General features: G+C 65.9%; 10 protein-coding genes and 1 pseudogene. 7 read left to right on the forward strand and 4 right to left on the reverse strand.

Going from position 1 to position 22,698, the window contains the following annotated elements; all coding sequences use genetic code 11:
• Positions 1 to 44: 44 nt before the first annotated feature.
• Together ABIA40_RS29095 and ABIA40_RS29100 are read left to right on the forward strand one after the other, a co-directional pair.
• On the forward strand, positions 45 to 974 hold the full coding sequence (locus ABIA40_RS29095; protein ID WP_404544650.1) for an efflux RND transporter periplasmic adaptor subunit: 930 nt from the start codon (positions 45 to 47) through the stop codon (positions 972 to 974).
• Positions 974 to 4,117, forward strand: a complete 3,144-nt coding sequence (locus ABIA40_RS29100; protein ID WP_271539790.1) for an efflux RND transporter permease subunit — start codon at positions 974 to 976, stop codon at positions 4,115 to 4,117. Before ABIA40_RS29095 ends, ABIA40_RS29100 begins: the two co-directional genes overlap by 1 nt.
• Before the next feature lie 71 nt (positions 4,118 to 4,188).
• Here the strand turns inward: ABIA40_RS29100 and ABIA40_RS29105 are convergent, their stop codons facing one another.
• Positions 4,189 to 4,863: a Crp/Fnr family transcriptional regulator gene (locus tag ABIA40_RS29105; protein WP_036044931.1), complete on the reverse strand. Its 675-nt coding sequence runs from the start codon at positions 4,861 to 4,863 to the stop codon at positions 4,189 to 4,191.
• 250 nt (positions 4,864 to 5,113) lie between these two features.
• On the opposite strand from ABIA40_RS29105, the gene ABIA40_RS29110 reads away from it, so the two are divergent.
• The 3 genes from ABIA40_RS29110 to ABIA40_RS29120 all read left to right on the forward strand — a co-directional run bounded on the left by ABIA40_RS29110 (position 5,114) and on the right by ABIA40_RS29120 (position 10,895).
• Positions 5,114 to 7,171: an AsmA family protein gene (locus ABIA40_RS29110; protein ID WP_404544653.1), complete on the forward strand. Its 2,058-nt coding sequence runs from the start codon at positions 5,114 to 5,116 to the stop codon at positions 7,169 to 7,171.
• A gap of 193 nt (positions 7,172 to 7,364) precedes the next feature.
• The gene (locus ABIA40_RS29115) at positions 7,365 to 9,812 is read left to right on the forward strand and encodes an adenylate/guanylate cyclase domain-containing protein (RefSeq protein WP_271539792.1); all 2,448 of its coding nucleotides are present in this window, start codon (positions 7,365 to 7,367) and stop codon (positions 9,810 to 9,812) included.
• Between the two features lie 216 nt (positions 9,813 to 10,028).
• A complete protein-coding gene (locus tag ABIA40_RS29120; protein ID WP_404544656.1) occupies positions 10,029 to 10,895 on the forward strand; it encodes a hypothetical protein in 867 nt (288 codons plus the stop codon).
• On the opposite strand, the gene ABIA40_RS29125 is transcribed toward ABIA40_RS29120, so the two are convergent.
• Together ABIA40_RS29125 and ABIA40_RS29130 are read right to left on the reverse strand one after the other, a co-directional pair.
• Positions 10,896 to 12,224, reverse strand: coding sequence for a Spy/CpxP family protein refolding chaperone (locus ABIA40_RS29125; RefSeq protein ID WP_271539833.1), 1,329 nt, complete (start codon positions 12,222 to 12,224; stop codon positions 10,896 to 10,898). It lies immediately after the preceding gene.
• Positions 12,225 to 12,403: 179 nt separating this feature from the next.
• Positions 12,404 to 13,465: a LysM peptidoglycan-binding domain-containing protein gene (locus ABIA40_RS29130; RefSeq protein ID WP_271539794.1), complete on the reverse strand. Its 1,062-nt coding sequence runs from the start codon at positions 13,463 to 13,465 to the stop codon at positions 12,404 to 12,406.
• 606 nt (positions 13,466 to 14,071) lie between these two features.
• Between ABIA40_RS29130 and ABIA40_RS29135 the strand changes: the two genes are divergently transcribed.
• Together ABIA40_RS29135 and ABIA40_RS29140 are read left to right on the forward strand one after the other, a co-directional pair.
• On the forward strand, positions 14,072 to 16,735 hold the full coding sequence (locus tag ABIA40_RS29135) for an EAL domain-containing protein (RefSeq protein WP_271539795.1): 2,664 nt from the start codon (positions 14,072 to 14,074) through the stop codon (positions 16,733 to 16,735).
• Between the two features lie 315 nt (positions 16,736 to 17,050).
• Complete coding sequence (locus tag ABIA40_RS29140; protein ID WP_404544660.1) at positions 17,051 to 20,515, forward strand: ATP-binding protein; 3,465 nt, start codon at positions 17,051 to 17,053, stop codon at positions 20,513 to 20,515.
• Here ABIA40_RS29140 and ABIA40_RS29145 read toward each other — a convergent pair.
• Positions 20,490 to 22,674 (reverse strand): annotated as a pseudogene (locus ABIA40_RS29145) (PAS domain S-box protein). The gene ABIA40_RS29140 and the pseudogene ABIA40_RS29145 overlap by 26 nt on opposite strands.
• Positions 22,675 to 22,698 lie beyond the last annotated feature (24 nt).

Below are 22,698 nucleotides of genomic sequence, written 5' to 3' on the forward strand. Positions count from 1 at the left end.
GGCCTCGCGCGGATGGCCGTGAGCCAGGTCAGGATGATCCGGCGATGAATTTGACTGAATATCTCAAGCCGGCCGGAACCGTGCTGTTCGTCACCGCGCTCGGCATCGGCTATTATCTGTTCGAGCATCGCAAGCGTCCCGAGCCGAAGGAGACGCAAAGCGAGGCGCTCGTCATCGTGACGAAGTCGACCAATGCCTGCTTCTCCGATCTGGTGCGGGTGACCGGCTTCTTCGTGCCGCGCCGCGAGGCGGTGGTCGTTGCCGATCAGGAAGGCTCCAGGGTCACCGACCTCCTGGTCACCGAGGGCACAATCGTCGCCGACAACCAGGAGCTGGCGCGCCTCACTGCGCCGCCGCAGATTCCGGGCCAGCCGCAACGGCCCGGCCAGCAAGGCCCGATCTCGCTGAAAGCCCCAGCGCCGGGCCTCATCACCGAGGTCCGCACCATCGTCGGCGCGCCGGCCTCGCCGCAGGCCGGTCCGATGTTCCGCATCGCCGTCAACAATGAGATCGAGCTCGACGCCCAGGTCCCGGCGGTGCACATGTCCAAGCTCACCTCCGGCGCCACCGTGCGGATCAGCCGCGACGATGCGCCCGATCTGATCGGGCGGGTCCGGCTGGTTGCGCCAGAGATCGACCGCACCACGCAGCTCGGGCGGGTCCGCATCAGCGTCGCCAACAACCCCTCGCTCAAGGTCGGCGTGTTCGCTCGCGCCTCGATCGACGCCAAGCGAAGCTGCGGCGTCTCGATCCCGAAGACCGCGATCGATCACCTCACGGTGCAGGTCGTCAAGGGCAATGTCGTCGAGACACGCAAGGTGCGGGTCGGATTGTCGTCCGACAGCGCGACGGAAATCCTGGAAGGGCTGCAGGTCGGCGAAATCGTCGTGGCCGACGCCGGCTCTTCGCTCCATGACGGCGACCAGATCAAGACCATGTTCGCCGATGAACTCGATCGCACGCGGGTACGCTGATGGCTCTCAATATCTCGGCATGGTCGATCCGCAATCCGCTCCCGTCGGTCGTCTTCTCGATCATCCTGCTGGTCCTCGGCTGGGTGTCCTTCACCAAGCTCGCGATCACACGGCTGCCCTCGGCCGACATCCCCGTGATCTCGGTGGCGGTATCGCAGTTCGGCGCCGCACCGGCAGAACTGGAATCCCAGGTCACCAAGACGGTTGAAGACGCGGTCTCCGGCGTCGAGGGCGTCAGGCACATCACTTCGTCGATCACCGACGGCCTGTCGGTCACCACGATCCAGTTCGCGCTCGAGACCAACACGGATCGCGCGCTCAACGACGTCAAGGACGCGGTGACGCGCGTGCGCTCCAACCTGCCGCAGAACGTCACCGAGCCGCTGATCCAGCGCGTCGACGTCATCGGCCTGCCGATCGTGACCTATGCCGCGATCTCGCCCGGCAAGACGCCGGAGCAGCTCTCCTATTTCGTCGACGACGTGGTCAAGCGCGCGCTGCAGGGCGTGCGCGGCGTCGCCCAGGTCGAGCGCATCGGCGGCGTCGAGCGCGAGATCCTGGTCTCGCTGGATCCCGATCGCCTGCAGGCGATGGGCCTGACCGCGGTCAATGTCAGCCAGAGCCTGCGCGGCACCAATGTCGACGTCGCCGGCGGCCGCGCCGAGATCGGCAAGAACGACCAGGCGATCCGCACGCTCGCCGGCGCCAAGACCCTTGGCGATCTCGCCGGCACCATGATCCCGCTGTTCGGCGGCGGCGAGGTCCGGCTCGACGATCTCGGCACCGTCACCGACACCATCGCCGACCGCCGCACCTTCGCCCGCTTCAACGGCGAGCCGGTGGTCGCGCTCGGCATCAAGCGCTCCAAGGGCGCCAGCGACGTGAAGGTGGCCGAGGCCGTGCAGAAGCGCATCGACGCGCTGAAAGCGGCCTATCCCGACGTCGACCTGAAGGTGATCGACACCTCGGTCGAATACACCAACGGCAATTACCACGCGGCGATCTCGACCCTGTTCGAAGGCGCCATCCTCGCCGTGATCATCGTGCTCTTGTTCCTGCGCGACCTGCGCGCCACCATCATCGCCGCGATCTCGCTGCCGCTGTCGATCTTCCCGGCGTTCTGGGCGATGGACCTGCTCGGCTTCTCGCTGAACCTCGTCAGCTTCCTCGCCATCACGCTCTCGACGGGCATTCTCGTCGACGATGCCATCGTCGAGATCGAGAACATCGTCCGGCACATGAACATGGGCAAGTCGCCCTACCGGGCCGCGCTCGAGGCCGCCGACGAGATCGGCCTCGCCGTCATCGCGATCTCGCTGACCATCATCGCCATCTTCGCGCCTGCGAGCTTCATGTCGGGCATTGCCGGACAGTTCTTCAAGCAGTTCGGCATCACCGTCTCGGTGCAGGTGTTCTTCTCGCTGCTTGCCGCGCGCTTCGTCACGCCGGTGCTGGCCGCCTATTTCCTCAAGCACAGCACGCACGAGGAGCCGCCGCCCGGTCCCATCCTGCGCTCCTATCATCGCATCGTTGCCTGGTCGGTGAAGCACTATTTCATCACGGTGCTGATCGGGCTCGGCGTCTTCGCCGCCTCGATCTGGAGCATCACGCTGCTGCCGCAGGGCTTCCTGCCGGCCCAGGACAGCGCGCGATCGCTGCTTGCGCTCGAGCTGCCGCCGGGCACCCAGCTCGCCTACACCGAGAAGGTCACCGAGGACATCGTCGCGCGTCTGCGCAAGCGGCCCGAGGTCAAGAGCATCTTCGTCGACGGCGGCCGCGTCCCGCCGGGCACCCAGGAGGTGCGCCGCGCCGCTCTGATCATCAATTACACACCCAAGGACAGCCGCGACATCACCCAGCGCGAGCTCGAATTCTCGATCAGCCAGGAGCTGGAGAACGTTCCCGATATCCGCTTCTGGTTCCTGGACGAGAACGGCCTGCGCGCGATCTCGCTGGTGGTGACCGGCGTCGATCCCAACATCGTCAACAACGTCGCGAGCGAGCTCGCGACGCAGATGAAGCGCATTCCCACCATCGCCAACGTCATCTCCGAAACTTCGCTGGAGCGCCCCGAACTGCGCATCGAGCCGCGCGCCGATCTCGCCGCACGGCTCGGCGTCTCCACCGAAAGCCTGTCGCAGACCATCCGTGTCGCCACCATCGGCGACGTCGGACCGGCGCTCGCCAAGTTCGACGTCGGCGACCGCCTGGTGCCGATCCGCGTGCAGCTCGAGGACGCCGCCCGCGGCGATCTGAAGACGCTGGAGCAGCTCCGCGTGCCGCTCGGCGAGCGCGGCGAGAAGGGCGGCGTGCCGCTTTCGGTCATCGCCGACGTCAAGCTCGACCAGGGTCCGACCAGCATCGGCCGCTACGACCGCGAACGGCAGGCGACGGTTGCCGCCGACCTCGTCGGCTCCGCCGCGCTCGGCGATGCCACCAAGAAGATCTACGACCTGCCGGTCATGAAGACCCTGCCGAAGGGCGTGAAGGTCTCGCCCTCGGGCGATGCCGAAAGCCTGAACGAATTGTCCGAGGGCTTTGCGACCGCCATCACGGCGGGGCTGATGATGGTCTATGCGGTGCTGGTGCTGCTGTTCGGCACCTTCCTGCAGCCGATCACCATCCTGTTCTCGCTGCCGCTCTCGATCGGCGGCGCGATCGCGGCCCTGCTCGTCACCGGCAAGCAGCTCACCACGCCGGTGTGGATCGGCATCCTGATGCTGATGGGCATCGTCACCAAGAACGCGATCATGCTGGTGGAATTCGCCATCGAGTCCATCAAGGCCGGCACGCCGCGCGAGGAGGCCATGATCGACGCCGGCATGAAACGCGCCCGTCCGATCGTGATGACCACGATCGCCATGGCCGCGGGCATGATGCCGAGCGCGCTGGCCGTCGGCGCCGGCGGCGAATTCCGCTCGCCGATGGCGCTCGCGGTGATCGGCGGCCTGATCTTCTCGACCCTCCTGTCGCTGGTGTTCGTGCCCGCGATGTTCATGGTGATGGACGATTTCGGCGCCCTGATCTGGCGCTTCGCCAAGCGGCTGATCGTGCACAGCGAGGATGCGGAGATGGATCATGGAGCTGCGCCGGCGGAAGCCAGGCCGGCGCCAACGAGCGTCGCGCGGCCCGCGGCGGAGTAGGGTTAAGCGGCTTACGACCGGCCGACCTTCGTCACCTGTCGGGTGCGATGATGAGCGCCGCGAACAAGCCCCTACTCGTTCCGCGCGATCGCGGTCAGCTTGGTCATGTTCCGCAGCAGGATCCGGCCGCGCTGGAGATCGAGGATCGCTTCCTTGCGCCAGGCCTGGAGCTGGCGGTTGACGCTTTCGCGGGCGGCGCCGACGAAGACGCCGAGCTGCTCCTGCGAGATGTGGACCTCGGAACCGAAATCGGCGGCGAGCGCGCAGAGCCGCCGCGCCAGCCGCACCGGCAGCGGCTGCAGCATGGATTCTTCCATGCGCTCGCTCTGCCAGCGGATGCGCTGGCAGAGCAGCGCGATGATTTTGATCGCGACCTTGGGCTCGCGCTCGAGGAAGCCGAGGAAGTCTTCGCGCCGCAGCACGAACAATTCGCTGGCCTCGCCCGCGGTCGCGTCCGCCGTCCGGTTCTGGCCGTCCAGCACGGCGACCTCGCCGAACAGGTCGCCCGGCCCCATGAAGTTCAGCGTCAGCCGGCTGCCGTCGGCGGCGCCGGTCTCGATGCGGACCTGGCCGCGGCGCACGCCGAACAGCGCATTGCCGGGATCGCCCTTCTGGAACAGCACCTCGCCGCTGGCCAAATGCTGGGTGTGGCAGAGATTGGACAGCCGCTGGAGCTCGTCTGCGCCGAGATCGGCGAACATCGGGTTCATCTTCAGGATGACCGCAAATTCGGCCTGCTTGCTCATGTCAATGTCCTTGTGAACGTCCTGGTCATCGTCTCTTGGCAAATCGTCTTGGCAAATCGCTTGAAACCATCAACCTCAGGATCGCGTAAAACCGCGCTGGAGAAGTGTGTCATAAGTCACATAACTTTGCAGCACCCCCTGACTATTTTTACGCGCTTGGAGCCGCTTCCCGTCCGGGGATAAACTCCGGGCGCAAAGGACGGGTGATCGGCCGGGTTCGGCGCGGATTGTCCGTCGCTGGAAAGTCGAGATGAGAGCATTGAAATTTGTCGGTGGGGCTTTGGCCGCCGTCATCGTCGTGATCGCACTTCTGCTCGTGGTCGGGATCCCCTCGGGCTTCCTGACCTCGACGATCGCCTCACGCCTCGAGAGTGCGACCGGCTATCGGCTGTCGATCGACGGCACCACCAAGATCAGCCTGTGGCCGACGCTGAACGTCACGCTGAACGACCTCACGCTGGCCGACCCCAAGGACCGAAGCGGCATCACGCGCCTGACGATCGATCGCGTGCAGGCCGACATGTCGCTCGCGAGCGTGTGGTCCGGCAGGCCCGAGATCAGCGAGCTCGTCGTCACCCATCCCGTGCTCTACCAGCCGCTGCTCCGCGAACGCCTGCCGAATGCAGCCGCCCCTTCGAAGCCGCTCGCGCTCGACACCAAAGGCGCCACCATCGACCGCATCAAGATCACCGACGGCGAAGTGGCATTCTCGCGCCTGCGCGACCGTGTCGAGGGCCGCATCAGCGCCATCAACGCCGACGCGATCCTGGACCGCGACCGCAAGGTCAATATCACCGGCACCGCGCGCGTCGGCGATCACCCGACCAAGTTCGACATCAAGGCGGCCTCCCCGGCCGAACGGCCGGCGTTTCAGGTGGATTTCGCCGTCGATATGCCCAGCGTGCTGAAGTCCCAGCTCACCGGCCAGGCCGAGATGCGGCTGAGCGGCAATGTCGTGATGATCAACGGCGTGAACGGCAGGCTCGGCGACGGCGCCTTCAACGGCTGGGCTTCCGTCGACATCGCGAGCAAGCCGCTGGTCAAGGTCGATCTCGACTTCCAGCGGCTCGCCATGCCGCTGGCGAAATCGCCGGAAGGCGTGTCGGGGCAGCCCTGGAGCAATGCGCCGATCGACGTGTCCGGGCTCAATTATGTCGATGCGCAAGTGCGGATCTCCGCCAACGAGGCCGTGATCGGCGATGCGCGGATCGCGCCGCTGGCGCTCGACGCCAAGCTCGCCGGCGGCGTGCTGAAGGCCGGCACGGCCAATCTCGGCGCCTATGGCGGCCAGGTCTCGGGCGAGGTGATCCTGGACGCGACCACCGGCGCGCCAAGCTTTGCCATGCATTCCGACCTTGTCGGCGTGCGCGCGCTGCCGCTGCTCCAGAGCCTTGCCGAGTTCGATCGCATCGACGGCAAGCTGCAGGCCAAGCTCGCCTTGCGCAGCGCCGGCAACAGCCAGCGTGCGCTGATGGCGAACATGCAGGGCACGGCCTTCGTCAATTTCCAGGACGGCGCCATCCGCGGCATCAATGTCGCGCAGATGATCCGCTCGCTGACGACGAGCACGCTGTCCGGCTGGCAAGGAAGCCAGAACGGAAACCAGGACCCGAGCCAGGAGCAGAGCACGGATCTGTCGCAGCTCTCGGCCTCCTTCCGCATCGACAAGGGCCAGGCGGTGACGACCGATCTCAACCTGATCGGGCCGCTGGTGCGCGTCACCGGCGCCGGCACCATCGCCCTCGACACCAAGATGATGGGCTTTCGCGTCGAGCCCAAGCTCGTGATGACGACCGAAGGCCAGGGCCGCACCTCCGAGCCGGTCGGCTTCGGCATTCCCGTGATGATCCAGGGCTCCTGGTCGCAGCCGCGGATCTATCCCGACATGGCCGGCATGCTGGACAATCCCGACGCCGCCTATGCCAAGCTGCGCGAGATGGGCAAGGGCCTGTTCGGCCCCGACGGCGCCGGGCTCGGCAACATCCTGGGCAGCCTCGGGCTGGGTGCCACTGCCGCGCCGGGCAGTGGCAATGCAACCGGCAATGCCAATCCGCAAGGCCAGCAACCGGGACAGAACAATCTGCTCGGCGGCCCGCTCGGGGAGGCGATCGGCAATCTGATCCAGCAGGGTCTCTCCAGCGGCGCGGGGAGCGGCACTGGCACCGGGCGCAACCGCAGCCTGCCGGCAACGCCCTCGACGCCGGCGCCGCAGGCCTCGCCGGCGGCCCCAGCCCTGGAGGACCCACCGGCCGCGCAGCAGGACAGTCAGCCAATGAACGACGTGCTGCGGCAGCTCTTCAATCGATAAGCTCCCTCCTTCGAACGGATCCGGCTGCGACAATCGCCGCCGGTCCACCTGCCCAGGAGACCACAGGGGTAACCACACCGGCCGGTCCGCCGGCCGCGTGACGGCCCTTCGGTCCAAATTGTGGTAGAACGGCTTGGAAGGGGCCTGTACGGCCCACAGCGCGCGGCGTCAGTGGCGGCGCGAGAGGATCGGGATGGCAGGAGCGAACGACAAGACACGATCTCTGCGCGAGGGCCTGTTCGCCAAATACGTCGTCTCCCTCGTCGGCCTCGTCGTGTTCGTCCTCGCCGTCAACGGGGCGATGGAGACCTGGATCTCCTACCGCGCGACGCGGACACAGCTGACCGACGGCCTGGAGGACAAGGCGCAGGCAGCCGCCCGGCGCATCGAGCAGGCGATTTCCGAGCTCGACCGCCAGATCAGCTGGGTGACGCGCGCGAGCCAGGACACGCTGGAGAAGCGCCGCGCCGACTATGCCTCTCTGCTGCACCAGGTCTCGGTCGTCAACCAGCTGTTCCAGCTCAACGGCGACGGCCGCGAGGTGCTGCGCGTCTCCAGGCAATCGACCACGACCGGCGGCAATGCCGACCTCTCCCGCGACGTGCGCTTCACCGACGCCGTCGCCCGTGGCGTCACCTACGCGCCGGCCTGGTTCGCCGACCGGACGCCGTTGATGTCGATCTCGGTGGCGCATTCCGGCTTCAATGCCGGCGTCACCGTGGCCGAGATCGATCTCGGCTTCCTCTCCGACTTCCTGTCCGACGCGCAAGTAGGCAAGGCCGCCTTCGCCTATGTCGTCGATCCGCGCGGCCGCGTGCTGGCGACGTCATCGAAAGGGCCCGAGATCGGCCAGGACCTCTCCAAGCTGCCGCAGGTGGCAGCCGCGATCGCGCCCGGCCACGAAGCCGAGACGTCCGGGACCGACTTCAACGGCCATGCGGTGATGAGCGCCGCGAGCATCGTGCCGAAGCTCGGCTGGAGCGTGCTGTTCGAGCAACCGACCACGCAGGCCCTGATGCCGATCCGCGACCAGCTGGTGCGCATCGCGCTTCTGATCGGCATGGGCCTGATGGTCGCGATCCTCGCCGGCACGCTGCTCGCCCGCCGCATGATCATCCCGATCACGGCACTGCGCGACGGTGCCTACCGGCTCGGCGAAGGCGATTTCAGCCACCGCATCGACGTGCACACCTCCGACGAGCTGGAAGACCTCGCCGGGCAGTTCAACCGCATGGCCGACCAGATCCAGGAGACCTATTCGAACCTGGAGAGCAAGGTCGAGGAGCGCACCCGCGATCTCGCGCAGTCGATCCGCGAGCTCAAGGTGCTGGAGGAGGTCGGCCGCGCGGTGGCCTCCTCGCTCGATCTCAACGCGGTGCTTGCGACCATCGCGGCCCGCGCGATCGAGATCACCCGTGCCGACGCGGTGCTGATCTACGGCTTCGACGCCGAGGCGCGCCGCTTCAACCTGGTCGAGGCCAACGGCATCGACAAATCCGCCGAGGGCGCGCATGTCACCATCGCCCAAGGCGGCAACATCCTGAGCGATGCCGCCGACAGCGGCGAGCCGATCGCGCTGGCCGAGCTCAGGCAGGCCGCCGAGCAGCCGCTGCGCGAGGCCGCGCTCGCGGCCGGCTTCAACTCGGTGCTGGTGGTGCCGCTGATCGACCAGCAGGGCACGCTGGGCTCGCTCGTGGTGCTGCGCCGCGCCACCGGGGCGTTCGCGCCCAGCATCATCGGCCTGATGCGCACCTTCGCCAACCAGGCCGTGCTGGCGATGCGCAATGCGCAGCTGTTCAGCGAGGTCGACCACAAGAGCCACGCGCTGGAGGCGGCGAACACGACCGTGCGCGCGCAAGCCGACAAGCTCCGCGAGCAGACCGAGCAGCTCAAGGACTGGAACAAGTCGCTGGAGGAGCGCGTGAAGACCCAGCTCGGCGAGATCGAGCGCATCCGCAAGCTCGAGCGTTTCCTGGCGCCGCAGGTGGCACAGCTGATCGCCTCCTCCGACAGCCCGGAGGGGCTGCTCACCAGCCAACGCCGCGAGGTCACGGTGGTGTTCTGCGACCTGCGCGGCTTCACCGCGTTCACGGAAGCTACCGAGCCGGAAGAAGCGATGAACGTGCTGCGCGAATATCACGCCGCGCTCGGCCAGCTGATCTTCAAGTACGAGGGCACGCTCGACAAATATGCCGGCGACGGCGTGATGATCCTGTTCAACGCGCCGATCCAGTTCGAGGACCACACCAAGCGCGCTGTGAAGATGGCGGTGGAGATGCGCGACACGATCGGCCCCCTGACCGAGCGCTGGCGCAACCGCGGTCATAGCCTCGGCTTCGGCATCGGCGTCGCGCTCGGCTATGCCACGCTCGGCCAGGTCGGCTTCGAGCAGCGGCTGGAATATGCCGCGATCGGCAGCGTCACCAACCTCGCCTCCCGCCTCTGCAGCGAGGCCAAGCCCAACCAGATCGTGGTCAGCCGCCGCGTCTACGGCATGGTCGAGCCATGGGTCGAAGCCCGCGCCCTCGACGATCTCCAGCTCAAGGGCTTCAATCACCCCGTGCTCGCGATGGAGATATTGAGCTGGCGCGAAGAGGTGGAGAACGTGTTGGATGCCACGGCGGTGCGGCGGAGGGGGTAGCCGAAACAAAACTGCGAAAACAACCCCATGCACAGTAGGCGGGCCTTTGGGATCAATGACTTACGGCAGGCTTCGCCCGCGTGCCGCGCGATTTGACACGTCGGGCAAAACACCGGCCGATTGGCAGCATCCTCAACGCCTCCCCGAACCACATCCCTGCTCCCCGCGACCAACCCTCGCCTCAACGGCGAGGCTGAATCCGGATGGAGACGAGCCGTGGCATTTCCGCTGCCTTCGCGTGCCTATGATTTGCAGATGCTGGACCGGCCCGCGGATCGGTCGCGCGACCAGGGCTGGGTGTTTGGGCTGCCGCCGGGCATTGCATCCGAGCAATGGCCGCTCGATCCCGTCACCGGCTATCCCTTGATGCACGGCTTCACGCTTCTGCTGCCGGAGGATTATCGGGTGCATGGCGATGACATCGTCGCATTGTCGTTCTTCGCCACGGCGCCCGATCACAACGACGGCGGCGCGCCCGACGATCCTGAGATTCGCGAGGCGGTGCTGGCACGGCCGGCGCATCCGCGCCTGTCGCGCATGACCGACATTCTCGACTACGCATATGCCGCGCTGCTCTTGACGAGGGCCGAATATGACGGCGCGTTCGCGACACCGCCGGCGCCGCTTGCGCTGGCAACAGTGGAGCGGCCGCGCTGGCTCGACGTCGGCGGCGCCAGCGCCTTCTTCGAGGCCGCGCCGGCTTACGCCAAGAAGATGTTTGCAACCCCGCCGCGCGCCGATCTCGGCGAGACGCGCGCGATCGCGCTGTCGCCGCGCGCTGATGATCCCAACGCCGGCAAGGGCCCGCAGGATGAGTACGTGTGCAAAAATCCGCCGACCGGGTATCAGCCATATTACTACTATGTCGGCGGCGCCCCTAGCCGCGACAATTTCCGCCTGCACGACTGGGCCAGGGATCACGCCCACAACCATCTCGGCGGCACCATGCGGCCGTGCCAAGCCGTGCCGGAGATGAGCCCGTTCTACATCGAGTTCGAGGAATATTTCGGCGGCTACAATTTCGGCGGCGGCAACGCGCAGCTGGATTTCAGGGATATGAAGTTCGACTGGGCGTGCGGGTGATCACGCCCCCCGCTTCGGCCCGATCGCCTCGAACCCGGCCTTTTGCTCGTCGCTTAGGTCGGCCTGGAAATCGTCGAGCGCGTCGCTGATCGCGCCGACGGCTTGCAGCATGGTCTGCAGCCGCGCCTTCACGGCGACGAGGCGGGCCTGCGGGGTTGCGGCGGGCTCGGTCGGACAGGCGCTGAGCGTCTGCATGGTGCGGAGCGTGGTGTCCTGCAGCACCTCGAAGCGGGCGCGGGCGACCTCATCGAGATGGAGCGTGGTGGCGATGTCGGCGGCGGGCCATTGCTGCTGGATCAGCTGCTCGTATTGGCGCTGGGCGTTCTCGTCGGAAAGAGGATCGTAGTCCGCCTGGCATGCCTTGGCCGCCTGCGCGTCCTTGGAAGCGTTCTTGTCAGCGTTCTTGCTCGCGTTCTTGATATCGTTCTTGTCAGCGTTTTTGGACTGATAGGACGCCAGCACGGCGCGACGCTCGCTGGCGAGGGCGTTGAGGCGGGCTTTCTGGTCGTCATTGAGCAGGCCGACGAATTTCGACAACGGCGCTTCCATGGTGTCTATGGCCTTGATCATGGCCTCGACACGCTCGTGCATCAGGCCGAGGCGCTCCGCCGCATTCGCAGGGGTTTGCGCCGGGCAGGCGGTGCGGATGGTGTCGCGCGCGGCAAGCCAGGCGGATGAGAGCTCGTCGAGCGCGGTGCGCTGAGCTTCGTTCGGTGCAACGGCGCTCGCGATGCGCTCGACCGGCAGGCCGCCGGTGTCGCTGGCCTCGCACAGCGTCTCCGCGGTCGGGACCTTTCGCGCGCGACGGCCTTGCGGCACGGTGTAGGCGGCAAGCTCGGTGGCGGCATAGGGTGTGAATAGCGCGGCATAGATGTCGCCGTAGCCGTAGAGCGAGAGGCTGGTGGTGTCGCCGAAGATGATCGCATTGGTGAGATCGTCATGCGCGAACGGCCAAAACACCGGGCCGACCCAGCCGTAGCTGCCATCGGGATGACGCCACCAGCCTTGCGGGCGGCGGCCGCCTTGCCAGCCCGCCAGCGCAGCCTGCGCCGTGAGGGCCGCACGCATCACGTAAGGGTTCGACAGCTGGCTGCGGTCGGCCCCGCGCGGGTCCTGCGACCTCAGCGCCGCGGAGCGGTAGCGGCCGCCGCGCACCGCCATGCGGGAATGGCGCAGGCGCGACAGGCCGATCACGTGGCCGACGGCGAAGCGCGCAACCCCGACCGGACCGCCGCGCAAGCCGAACTGCGCCTCGGCTCTGTCAGGCAGCAGCACTGCTGCAACCACCAGGATCGCGCCAGCCAGTGCCAATCCCATGCGTCCCGACATGATCGTTGACCTGACGACCAATTTGGCCAGGTCTTGTTTGGCCACGACTTGTTCGGCCACGTCTTGGCCCTCCCACCCGCGCCAAGTGCGCAATGCGTCGCATCACGAAGACGCGCGAGGGAACCGAATGTTCCAGAGAGACACAGGACAATGCGTCGCAACGCGCCGGCCGTGCCGTGTCACTCGGCCTTTTGCGGCATCACGAAGGTCTGGCCGGGATAGATCAGATTAGGGTTTTGGATCTTGTCGCGGTTGGCGTTGAAGATCACGGCATAGCGGGAACCGTCGCCGTAAGCGAGCCGGCTGAGCGCCCACAGACTGTCGCCGCGGGCGATGATCCGGCTGCCGCCGGCCTCGGCCGGCGCGGCGGTGAGCGCCTCTGCCGGCGAGGCCGATGCGACCGCGGTGGCCGCCGGCGCATGCGCGAGAGTCCTTGGTTTAGGTGCTCCGATCAGTTTTGGCCGGGCCCCTTGCTTCTCAGGCACCGACGCCAGCCGCGGCGAGGGCGACGGCAGCGCGGCGACGACATCTGATTTGTCGTCGGGCTTCTCGGCCGGCTTGGCCTCCTGCTTCGCAACCGGCGGCGTGCGCACGGGCGGCGGCGCCGCCGCGGCGATGGTGACCGGCATGGTCCGGCCGGATTCGGTGACCGTGCCGTCCGGCGCCCTGGCGCGGAGCGTCAGGTCATACGAGCCGGCCGGCAGCTGCGGCGGGGTCATCACGAATTGGCCCGAGGCGTCGGCGACTACGCTGTCGAGCGGCTTGCCGTCGCGCATCAGCTCGACCCGCGCGCCCGGCGTGGCGCGGCCGGCAATCACCGCCGCCTCGCCGTGATCGTCGATGCGGGCGACGTCGAAACGGGGGCCGGCATCTGCAGCCGGCGCCGGCGGCTTGACCAGCACGAGGTCACCGAGCGCGGCCACCTGCTTCTGGGTCTCGGCCAGCGCGCCCGCCTTCGGCTCGGGTGCAGGCGGCGCGCTGTCGGCGAGCTTCGGCTGTTCCGGCTTCAGCTCTGGCTTGGACTCAGGCTTGAACTCGACCTTGGGCTCGACCTTGGCTTCAAACTTGGGCTCGACCTTGGCTCCGGCTTGGGGTTCGACCTTGGCCTCCGGCTTGGCGGCGACGGTGACCTTCGGTCCATCAGGCAGCAGGCGGCGCAGCTCGGTCGGCCCGATCACCAGCGCGGTGCCGACCAGCGCGAGCAAACAGAAGGCAATGAAGGCCTTGGAGGCGGTGATCATCTGAAAAGGACCTTAGGTGGCAAATCAGCCGAGGCCGGCAAGGTGCGCCGATTTGGCTGCCGCAGCAAGACTGTCGATCGGATTAGACCCCCGTCCGGCGCATCGGATCAACCGGCGCAACCATGCGGGTGTCCAAGCATCAAGGCCGGTTCGCGGCCTTCTTCAAGGGAATTCCTCCCGTGACCGTATTCTCCCGTGCCGCGCGATCACTCGCGTTGGTGGTGACGCTGCCCGTTCACTCGCTTGAGCTGCCTCCTGCCCGCCGTCCGGCTTCACGCTCTGCGACGATGCCGATCTCGCCTTCACCTCGCCGACGGCGCCACCAAGCTCGAGCAGTACATGAAGAGCGTCGCGGCGAAGGGGCCGGCGCATTGGAAATGCCGCTGACCTAGAGACCGGCAAGTTCGATGGGCCGGAGATGTTCGCCAAGACCAACGCGGAAGCCTTGAAGTGGGCAATCGAGCGCTGACATGCTGCGGTATTGCCGCGATCGCCTGTGCGATGGAACCAACTCTCTGATTCCATTCCGATTCATATTTTCCTAACCGTCAATGGTAACGGGGTCTTGTCGGGTTTGCTGCATCTTGCATCCCACGGGAGGGCTGGATGGGCGCATCGATCCGATGGACCGCACGAACGCGTGCGTTGTTCCGCCGTTGGCGCGGGGCGCCGCTGACGTGGCTGATCGCCGGCGGCTTCGTGCTGATGCTCGCGACCGCCATCGGCACCGCGCTCACCGTCGACCGCTTCCGGCAGAATGCTATCGAGAGCGGCCGCGACAGCCTGGAAAACGCCGTCCGCATGCTCGCCCGGCATTTCGACCGCCAGTTCGAGGACTTTGCGGTGCTGCAGAAGAGCATCATCGCGGAGCTCGAGAGCCACGGCATCGCCTCCGCCGAAATCTTCCGCAGCGAGATGGGCACGCTCGCCGTGCACGAGGTGCTGCGCGCGAAAGCCAGCGGCTGGTCCGACATCGCCGGCGCCAATGTGTTCGATGCCAGGGGCGTGCTGATCAACTCGTCGCGGCAATGGCCGGTCGCCGATGTCTCGATCGCCGATCGCGGCTATTTCAACCGTCTCAAGGACGATCCGGCTGCGCAAGAGGAAGTGGAGGTCGTGCCCGGCCGGCTCGGCAACGGACCGGCGATCGTGTTCGCGCGGCGCATCTCCGGCCCGCACGGCGAATTCCTCGGGCTGGTGTCGCGCGCGATCGCGCCCGAGCAGCTCGAATCCTTCTTCGCCTCGACCGGGCTCGGCGAGGATTCCTCGATCGCGATGCACCACCAGAACGGCCAGCTGCTCGCCCGCATTCCCCACGTCGAGGCGATGATCGGGCAGAACTTCCGCACCGGCACGCCGGAGCAAATGGCGGTGTTCGAGCGCACTTTCGTCACCACCCAGCTCGCAAGCCCTATCGACGGCAAGGACCGCATCGTAGCCTCGCGCCTGCTCACCGGCGAGCCGCTGGTCGTGGTCGCGACCAAGTCGCTTGATGCGACGCTGGCGACCTGGCGAACGCAGACGAAATTCTTCGTCACCATTGCCGCGCTGTCGATTGGCCTGTTGGTGCTCACGCTCTTTCTGATCTTCCGCCAGGTGACGCATCGCCTGTCGCTCGAGAAGCAGCGGCTCGACACCGCGATGAACACGATGACGCAGGGCCTTTTGATGTTCGATCAGGACGAGCGGCTGATCGTCTGCAATCGCCGCTACGTCGAGATGTACGGGCTCTCGGCCGCTGTGGTGAAGCCCGGCGTCCACTTCCGCGACGTGATCCGGCACCGCCGGGACACCGGCTCGTTCGAGGGCGACGTCGAGGCCTATTGCGACGACATCCTGAGCAATAGCGGCCGCACCAAGAGCGCGATCGTCGAAACCGCCGACGGCCGCCTGATCGAGATCAAGAACCAGCCGGCCGCTGCCGGCGGCTGGCTCGCCACCCATGAGGACGTCACCGAGCGCATCCGCGCCGACGAGCGCATCGCCCATCTGGCGCATTACGACGCGCTCACCGATCTGCCCAACCGCGTGCTGCTGCGCGGGCATTTGGAACGCCGCGTCGCCGAGCTCGCTCAGGGCAAGCCGTTCGCGATCCTCTATATCGACGTCGACGAGTTCAAGGGCGTCAACGACTCGCTCGGACACGAGGTCGGCGACGAGTTGCTGCGCCAGGTGGCGAACCGCCTGCGCGCCTGCGTCAGCGGCAACGACATGGTCGCGCGGCTGGGCGGCGACGAATTCGCCATCGTCAAGGCCGGCACCTCCGATCCGGCCGAGCTGACGGCACTGGCGGAAACCATCCTCAAGGCATTGCGCGCGCCGGTGGATTGCAGGGGACAGGAGATTCCGACCGATGCCAGCATCGGCATCGCCATCGCGCCCGACCACGGCGACAATCTCGACGATCTGCTCAAGCGCGCCGATCTGGCGATGTATGCGGCGAAGTCGCAGGGACGCCGCACCTTCCGCCTGTTCGTGCCCGAATACGACGCCAAGGTGCGGCAGCGCCGCCAGCTCGAGCTCGATCTGCGCCAGGCGCTCGCACGCGGCGAGTTCGAGGTGCACTACCAGCCGCTTGTCGACCTCACCGCCAATGTCGTCACCGGCTGCGAGGCGTTGCTGCGCTGGCGCCATCCCGAGCGCGGCATGGTATCGCCGGCGGAGTTCATCCCGGTCGCCGAAGACACCGGCCTGATCGGCGAGATCGGAGAATGGGTGCTGAAGCAGGCCTGCGTTGAGGCAGCCTCGTGGCCGGGACGGATTCACATCGCGGTCAACGTGTCGCCGGTCCAGTTCCGCTCGCGCACGCTGGCGCTCAAGGTCGCCGCCGCCCTCGCGGAGTCCGGGCTCGCGCCGGGACGGCTCGAACTCGAGATCACCGAGACGGTGCTGATCCGCGACGACGAGGAGGCGCTGGCGATCCTGCAGCAGCTGCGCGAGCTCGGCGTGCGCATCGCGCTCGACGATTTCGGCACCGGCTATTCCTCGCTCAGCTATCTGCACCGCTTCCCGTTCGACAAGATCAAGATCGACCGCAGCTTCATCAGCGACATCGGTCAGTCCGAGGACTCCTCGCCAATCGTGCAGGCCGTGGTGCACATGGCCGCCGCGCGCCATATGGCGACCACCGCCGAAGGTGTCGAGACCGAAGCGCAAGCCGAGGTGCTGCGCCAGCTCGGCTGCAGCCAGATGCAGGGCTGGCTGTTCAGCCCGGCGGTACCGGCGGCGAAGCTGAAGCAGCTGCTGGCGGCGCAGGCGGTCGCGGCCTAGCCGGCGACGCCACGTCTGGCCCGGATGTCCGCTGCGAGGAGAGCGGCGCCGCTGAGTGTTTGGTTCGAGGTCGTGCGGCGATTTGACAATCAGCGACCGACAGCTATCAATTCATTGAATTCTGCGCACCTGGCTCGTCGAAATGGTGAGCCGCCGATCCGCCTTATTTTCGAGAGGGCGGGCGAGAAACGCTCAAAATACCGATGGTTTGCCTTCATTGGCCGCCGCAACGAAGAGTCGCATCGAGTCCCAATCCAAGCGCAAACCACAGGCATTTCGGAGCCGTTCAGCGCAATTTGAACCAGGGATTTCTGCATGCCGAATGATGAGTCGAGGACGGGGACGGAGCGTCTGAGACACTGGCTTGAAAGCGTTGGGCTCAGCCAATACACGGACCTCTTCGTCCGCCATCGCATCGGTCTCGACATCCTGCCCCACCTGACCGAGTCGGATCTGGCACAGATTGGACTGCCGCTCGGAGACCGCAAGCGGCTTCAGCGTGCAACGGCGTCCCTTTCCGGAATGGCCGCGCCAGCCGCGGGCTACACATTGCCCGCTACGGCAATCGTTGCGGAACGTCGCCAGCTCACCACGATGTTCTGCGACATGGTCGATTCCACCGCGCTCTCCGCACAGTTCGATCCCGAGGACGTGCGTGACATGATCGCGAGCTTTCGCGAAATCTGCGTCGGTGTGGTCAAACACTATGAAGGATTTGCCGCCCGCTTCGTCGGCGACGGCATCCTGGTCTATTTCGGCTACCCGAAAGCGCATGAGGACGATGCCGAGCGAGCGGTGCGGGCTGGTCTCGAGATCGTGCGGACATTGTCGACCGCGCCTGCGATCGAGCCGCTGGGTGCGCTCAGCCATGCGCCCGCCGTCCGGATCGGCATCGCGACGGGACTGGTGGTCGTGGGCGACTTGGTCGGCCAGGGGACCGAGGAGCGCGATTCCGCGGTCGGCGAGACCGTCAATCTGGCGGCGCTATTGCAGGGCCTGGCGCCGCCGAACGGGGTGGTCATCTCGTCGTCGACGCAGTCGCTGTTGAAGGGAAAGTTCGACTATCGCAATCTCGGGGTCCATGCACTCAAGGGCATAGCCGGAAGAACACAGGCGTGGCATGTGGTTCGGCCGTCGCGCGTGGAGACCCGCTTTGCCGCAGCCATCGGCTCCCGGCTGACGCCACTCGTCAATCGCGACGACGAGATCACGGTTCTGCTCGGCCGCTGGGAGCAGGCCAAGGCGGGCGACGGCCAGGTCGTGGTGCTGTTCGGGGAACCGGGCATTGGCAAGTCGCGCATCGTCCAGGAAATCTTCGTGCGGATTGCGGGGGATCGGCACGGGCATGTCTCGTTCCAGTGTTCGCCCTACTACAGCTCGACGGCGTTCCATCCCTTCATCGAGCAGCTCAAATTTGCCCTGGGCCTCGACCGCGACGATGCTTCGGCCTCATCTCTGTCGAGTCTTGAGCGGACCGTTGCGGCCGCGCACGGCGACATCGAGCAGATGACGCCGCTCTTTGCGGCGCTGCTGTCGATCCCGACCGGAGGTCGCTATCCTCCGCTCGATCTGTCGCCGCAGCAGCAAAAGGACGCCATCGTCTCCGCCCTCATCAATCATCTCCTGGGCCTCGCGCACGATCAGCCGCTGGTGATCGCCTTCGAGGACGCCCATTGGATCGATCCGACATCCCGGGAGGTCATCGATCTGCTGGTGGAGCGGGTCCAGTACACGCCCATTCTCGTCGTCATCACCTGCCGTTCCGAATTCAAGCCGAGCTGGAGCGCTCACTCTCACATCACGACGCTGGTGCTGAACAGGCTGAGCCGGCAGCAGCGGACGACCTTGGTCGAGCGGGTTGCCGGCAGCCGCAAAATGCCGAAGGAAGTCGTCGAGGACATCATCGTCAAGACCGACGGCGTGCCGCTGTTCGTCGAGGAGCTGACCAAAGCCGTTCTCGAAAGCGACCTTCTGACCGAGGAACGCGGAAACTATGTGCTCTCCGGTTCGTGGCGACCGCTGGCAATCCCGGCGACGCTGATGGATTCGCTGATGGCGCGTCTGGATCGGCTGGGCCCGTTCAAGCGGGTCGCACAGATCGGAGCCACCATCGGCCGGCAGTTCTCCTACGAGATGCTGAACGCTGTCGCCTCCGTACCAGCCGACCAGATCGAGGCGGCGCTCGATCGCCTGGAGGAGGCAGGGCTGATCGTCCAGCTGGGTCATCCGCCGGATGCGCTCTACTCGTTCAAGCACGTGATGATCCAGGATGCAGCGCATGCGAGCCTGTTGCGCAGCGAGAGGAGACGGCTCCACGCGCGGATCGCGTCGGTGCTGACTCAGAACTATCCGGAAAAGACCGAGCGCGAGCCGGAGCTTCTCGCCTATCATCTGACCGAATCCGATCAAAGCCAGCCGGCGGCAGCTTCCTGGATCAAGGCCGGCAGGCACGCCGCAAGGTTGGGAGCCTATTTGGAAGCGATCGGCCATCTGCGCCGTGGCCTAGCGGTCGTCCTCGGCAGTCCCGAGATGCCCGACCGCGATGAAATGGAGCTGGAGCTTCGCATTGCGCTGGGTAACGCGCTGATCGCTGCCAAAGGTTACGGCACACAGGAGGTGGAAGACAATTTTGCCCGAGGCCTCGAGCTCGGACGGCAGCTCGATGATGAAGACAAGGTGCTTGCGGCGATAAGAGGGCTTTGGATGCACCACTTCATTCGGGCTGACCTGACCAAGGCACACGGTCTGAGTGCCGCACTCCTGAAATTCGCCAAACGGGAACGTCCGAGCGAGTTGCTGTCGAAGCAGACCCTGTACCTCGTGGAGGCCCACAGGTCGATCGCGGCGACCATGCTTTACCGCGGGCGGTTTCTGGCGGCGCAACATCATCTTCGTCGCTCCATCCAACTCGATGATCCGGCTCTGCATCGCGGTTCGGCGGAAAGGCTCCTCAATCCAGGCGTCATGTCGATGTCGTACCTCGGATACCTGCTATGGTTCCTGGGCCAGCCCGACACCGCGCGGCAGCACAGCGAGCAGGCGATTTCCGATGCCGAGCAAATGCGCCATCCTTTTACGCTGGCATTCGCGCAAGTGTTTGGCGCATACCTTTGTCAGCATCTGCGCGACGTCACGGGCACCAGAGATTATGCCAGCCGCGCGATGACCATTTCATCGCAACACGGCTTTCTGCATTGGAAGCAACAGGCCACCATTCTGCATGGATGGGCGCTGACTGAGCTCGGGGACATGGATGCAGGTCTGAGCGAAATGCGCACGGGCGTCGAGGGTTATGAGGCGCAGAATTCCTGGCTCGCCAGTTGCTGGTTCAGATGCCTCCTCGCGCAAGGCTATGCGAGGGCCGGTCTGTCGGAAGCGGCCTTGCGCGCGCTCGATGGTGCCTTGACGGTCGCGAAGAGGACGGGCGATCACTTCTATCTGGCGGAGATCTACCGCCTGCAAGGGGAGTTCATCCGGGCCCATGCCGGACCAGCGGCCGACTCCGAGGAATTGTTCGTGCAGTCGCTGGAAGTCGCGCGCGGACAGAATGCCCGCTCGTGGGAGCTGCGGACAGCCGTCAGCCTGGCCCGCCTCTGGCGAGATTCCGACAAGCTTGAGCAGGCGGTGGACCTGCTTGTGCCTGTTGTCGGCAGGCTCCGTGAAGGGCTCGTCACGCCAGACGTGAAAGAAGCCATGGCGCTAGCAAACGAGCTCGATATGCTGTCATCCAGAGATCAGCCATGGATCGCGCGAATCAATTCGATCCGACAGTGCCCGTGACCGGCATCGACATGCGACAGCGCACGCCGCCGGGTTCGAAGGCGAGATCGAACTCGCCGCCGAGGTCCGCCTCGACACAGCGCTCCATCAGCCGCGTGCCGAAGCCGCGGCGCACGGGCGGCATGACTTTCGGGCCTCCTGTTTCCACCCATTCATAGTCGAGGATGGTGCCGTGCCCGCCATTCCGCAGGGTCCATCGCATCGAGAGCGTCCCATCCGGCGCCGACAAGGCACCGTACTTGGTCGCATTGGTCAGGAGTTCGTTGAGAACCATCGTAAAGCTGAGCGCCGAGCGCGCATTGAGCGCGACGTGTGGACATACCTTCCATCCTGATCCGGCCATCCTCGGCCACGGGCGCCGTGATGTCCTCGACGAGCCGCTGGAGCGGAGCGTCCTGCCACTTGCGCTCGGTCAAGAGATCATGCGCACGGGAGAGCGCCAGCAACCGTCCCTCGAAGGTTCGCTTGAAGTCGTCCAGGCTGCTGGTATGGCGCGCGGTCTGGCTGGCAAGCGATTGCACCGTGGCCAGGGTATTCTTGACGCGATGATTGAGCTCGTCGATCAGAAGCGCTTGCGCCACTTCCGCGCGCTTGCGTTCGGTGATGTCGACCAGCATGTTGACCGCACCGATCATCCTGCCGTCGGAATCGTAGAGCGGCGTCGGATAGGGAATGAACGGTACGCGCGTGCCGTCCGGTCGCTCCGCGACAGCTTCCACGCCGCGCACGGGCCGTCCTTCCCGGAGCGCGATCGCCATCGGACATTGGTCGTGCGGCAGGGGCGTGCCGTCCGGCCAATAGAGCTTCCAGGTCACGCACCATTCGTCGCCGGGCAGCGGCGTGCGCCCGGCCATCTCGACGGCGGTCTTGTTGTAGAAAGTGATGCGACCTTTTGCGTCGGTTGTGTAGAGCGCGGCGGGCAGCGCCTCGAGCAGATCGCGCATATGCTGCTCGCTCTCGCGGATCCGATCCTGTAAACGCTTGGCTTCGGTGACGTCGTGACTGACGCGAACGCCGTAACGGAAGCGGCCCGCGCTGTCCCTGACTGAAGAGCTGAAAATCTCAAGATAACGCACGCTGCCGTCGGGGCGCAGGGCGCGCTTGCGATAGGTATAGCTGGGAATCTCGCCACGCACCTGTTGCTCGTAGAGCGCAAGGTCCGCGGCGCAATCGTCGGGATGGGTGTAATCGGAAAAGCTCATCGCCAGCAGATCTTCACGGGATCGCCCGGTGATCTCGCTCAGGTAATCGTTGACCCGGAGCAGCCGCCCATGTTCATCCGCCTCGGCGATGCCGACGCTGGCGGCCTGGTAGGTTGCAGCGAGGCGAGTCTCGCTCGCCTCGCGCGCCAGCTCGGCCACGTGCAGCTCGGTGACGTCAGTCGTGAAGCAGCGCGTGCTGACGAACTTGCCGTCCTCGACACGACTGTTCGAGGTGATCAGTACGTGCTTGATCGAGCCATCCTTCGCGCGCAGGCGGGCGGGATAGCGGTCGAGCCTTTCGCCACAGGACAGCCGGTGAAGAATGTCGCCGATGATGGGGGCGTCCGCGTGAAATTCGGCCACGTGGTGACCGATATATTCTTCGGCGCTGTAGCCCAGCAGATCGAGCTCGGCCTGATTGGCCCGGCGAATGATGCCATCGCCACCCACGATGTGGAGCCCAACCGCACTGTTCTCGAAGAAGTCCTCGAGATCCTTGGTCTTCGCGCGGACCTCTTGTTCGATCTTCTTGCGATCTGAAACATCCTGAAAGCAGTTGATTGCGCCCTGGATGCGGCCGGCATGATCGCGCAGGGGACGGATGTTCACGAGCGCGGTGATCTGCGAGCCGTCAGGTCGTTCGACCGTGACCTCCGTGTTGCGTGTAGGGAGCCCGAGCCGGATCGCCGTGGCCATCGGGCACTCGGAATGGGGAAGCAGGGTACCGTCCATCTTGTAGAGACGGTGCGACCCGCAGAACTTCTCGACCGAGCCAAGCTCGGGAGTCCTTCCCCACAATTCCGCGGCTGCGCCATTATAGGTCACGATCCAGCCTTCGCTATCGCAGACATAGACGGCGCCGGGGATGGCCTCGAGCGCTGCAGGAGCCGCGGTCACGAGGGCCTCGAATTCAGTCAGCTTGCGGGCAGAAAGCGGAAATTCTTCGACATTCGACATACTTAGCCCCGACGTGCCGCAGGC

The sequence above is a fragment of the Bradyrhizobium sp. USDA 223 genome (assembly GCF_044909005.1).
GTDB classification, from domain to species: Bacteria; Pseudomonadota; Alphaproteobacteria; order Rhizobiales; family Xanthobacteraceae; genus Bradyrhizobium; species Bradyrhizobium yuanmingense.

Coding starts and splice junctions, on each gene's coding strand:
- ABIA40_RS29140 (WP_404544660.1), top strand. CDS start 17,051: ATGCCGAATGATGAGTCGAGGACGGGGACGGAGCGTCTGAGACACTGG.
- ABIA40_RS29110 (WP_404544653.1), top strand. CDS start 5,114: ATGAGAGCATTGAAATTTGTCGGTGGGGCTTTGGCCGCCGTCATCGTC.
- ABIA40_RS29095 (WP_404544650.1), top strand. CDS start 45: ATGAATTTGACTGAATATCTCAAGCCGGCCGGAACCGTGCTGTTCGTC.
- ABIA40_RS29100 (WP_271539790.1), top strand. CDS start 974: ATGGCTCTCAATATCTCGGCATGGTCGATCCGCAATCCGCTCCCGTCG.
- ABIA40_RS29115 (WP_271539792.1), top strand. CDS start 7,365: ATGGCAGGAGCGAACGACAAGACACGATCTCTGCGCGAGGGCCTGTTC.
- ABIA40_RS29130 (WP_271539794.1), bottom strand. CDS start 13,465: ATGATCACCGCCTCCAAGGCCTTCATTGCCTTCTGTTTGCTCGCGCTG.
- ABIA40_RS29125 (WP_271539833.1), bottom strand. CDS start 12,224: ATGTCGGGACGCATGGGATTGGCACTGGCTGGCGCGATCCTGGTGGTT.
- ABIA40_RS29105 (WP_036044931.1), bottom strand. CDS start 4,863: ATGAGCAAGCAGGCCGAATTTGCGGTCATCCTGAAGATGAACCCGATG.
- ABIA40_RS29135 (WP_271539795.1), top strand. CDS start 14,072: ATGGGCGCATCGATCCGATGGACCGCACGAACGCGTGCGTTGTTCCGC.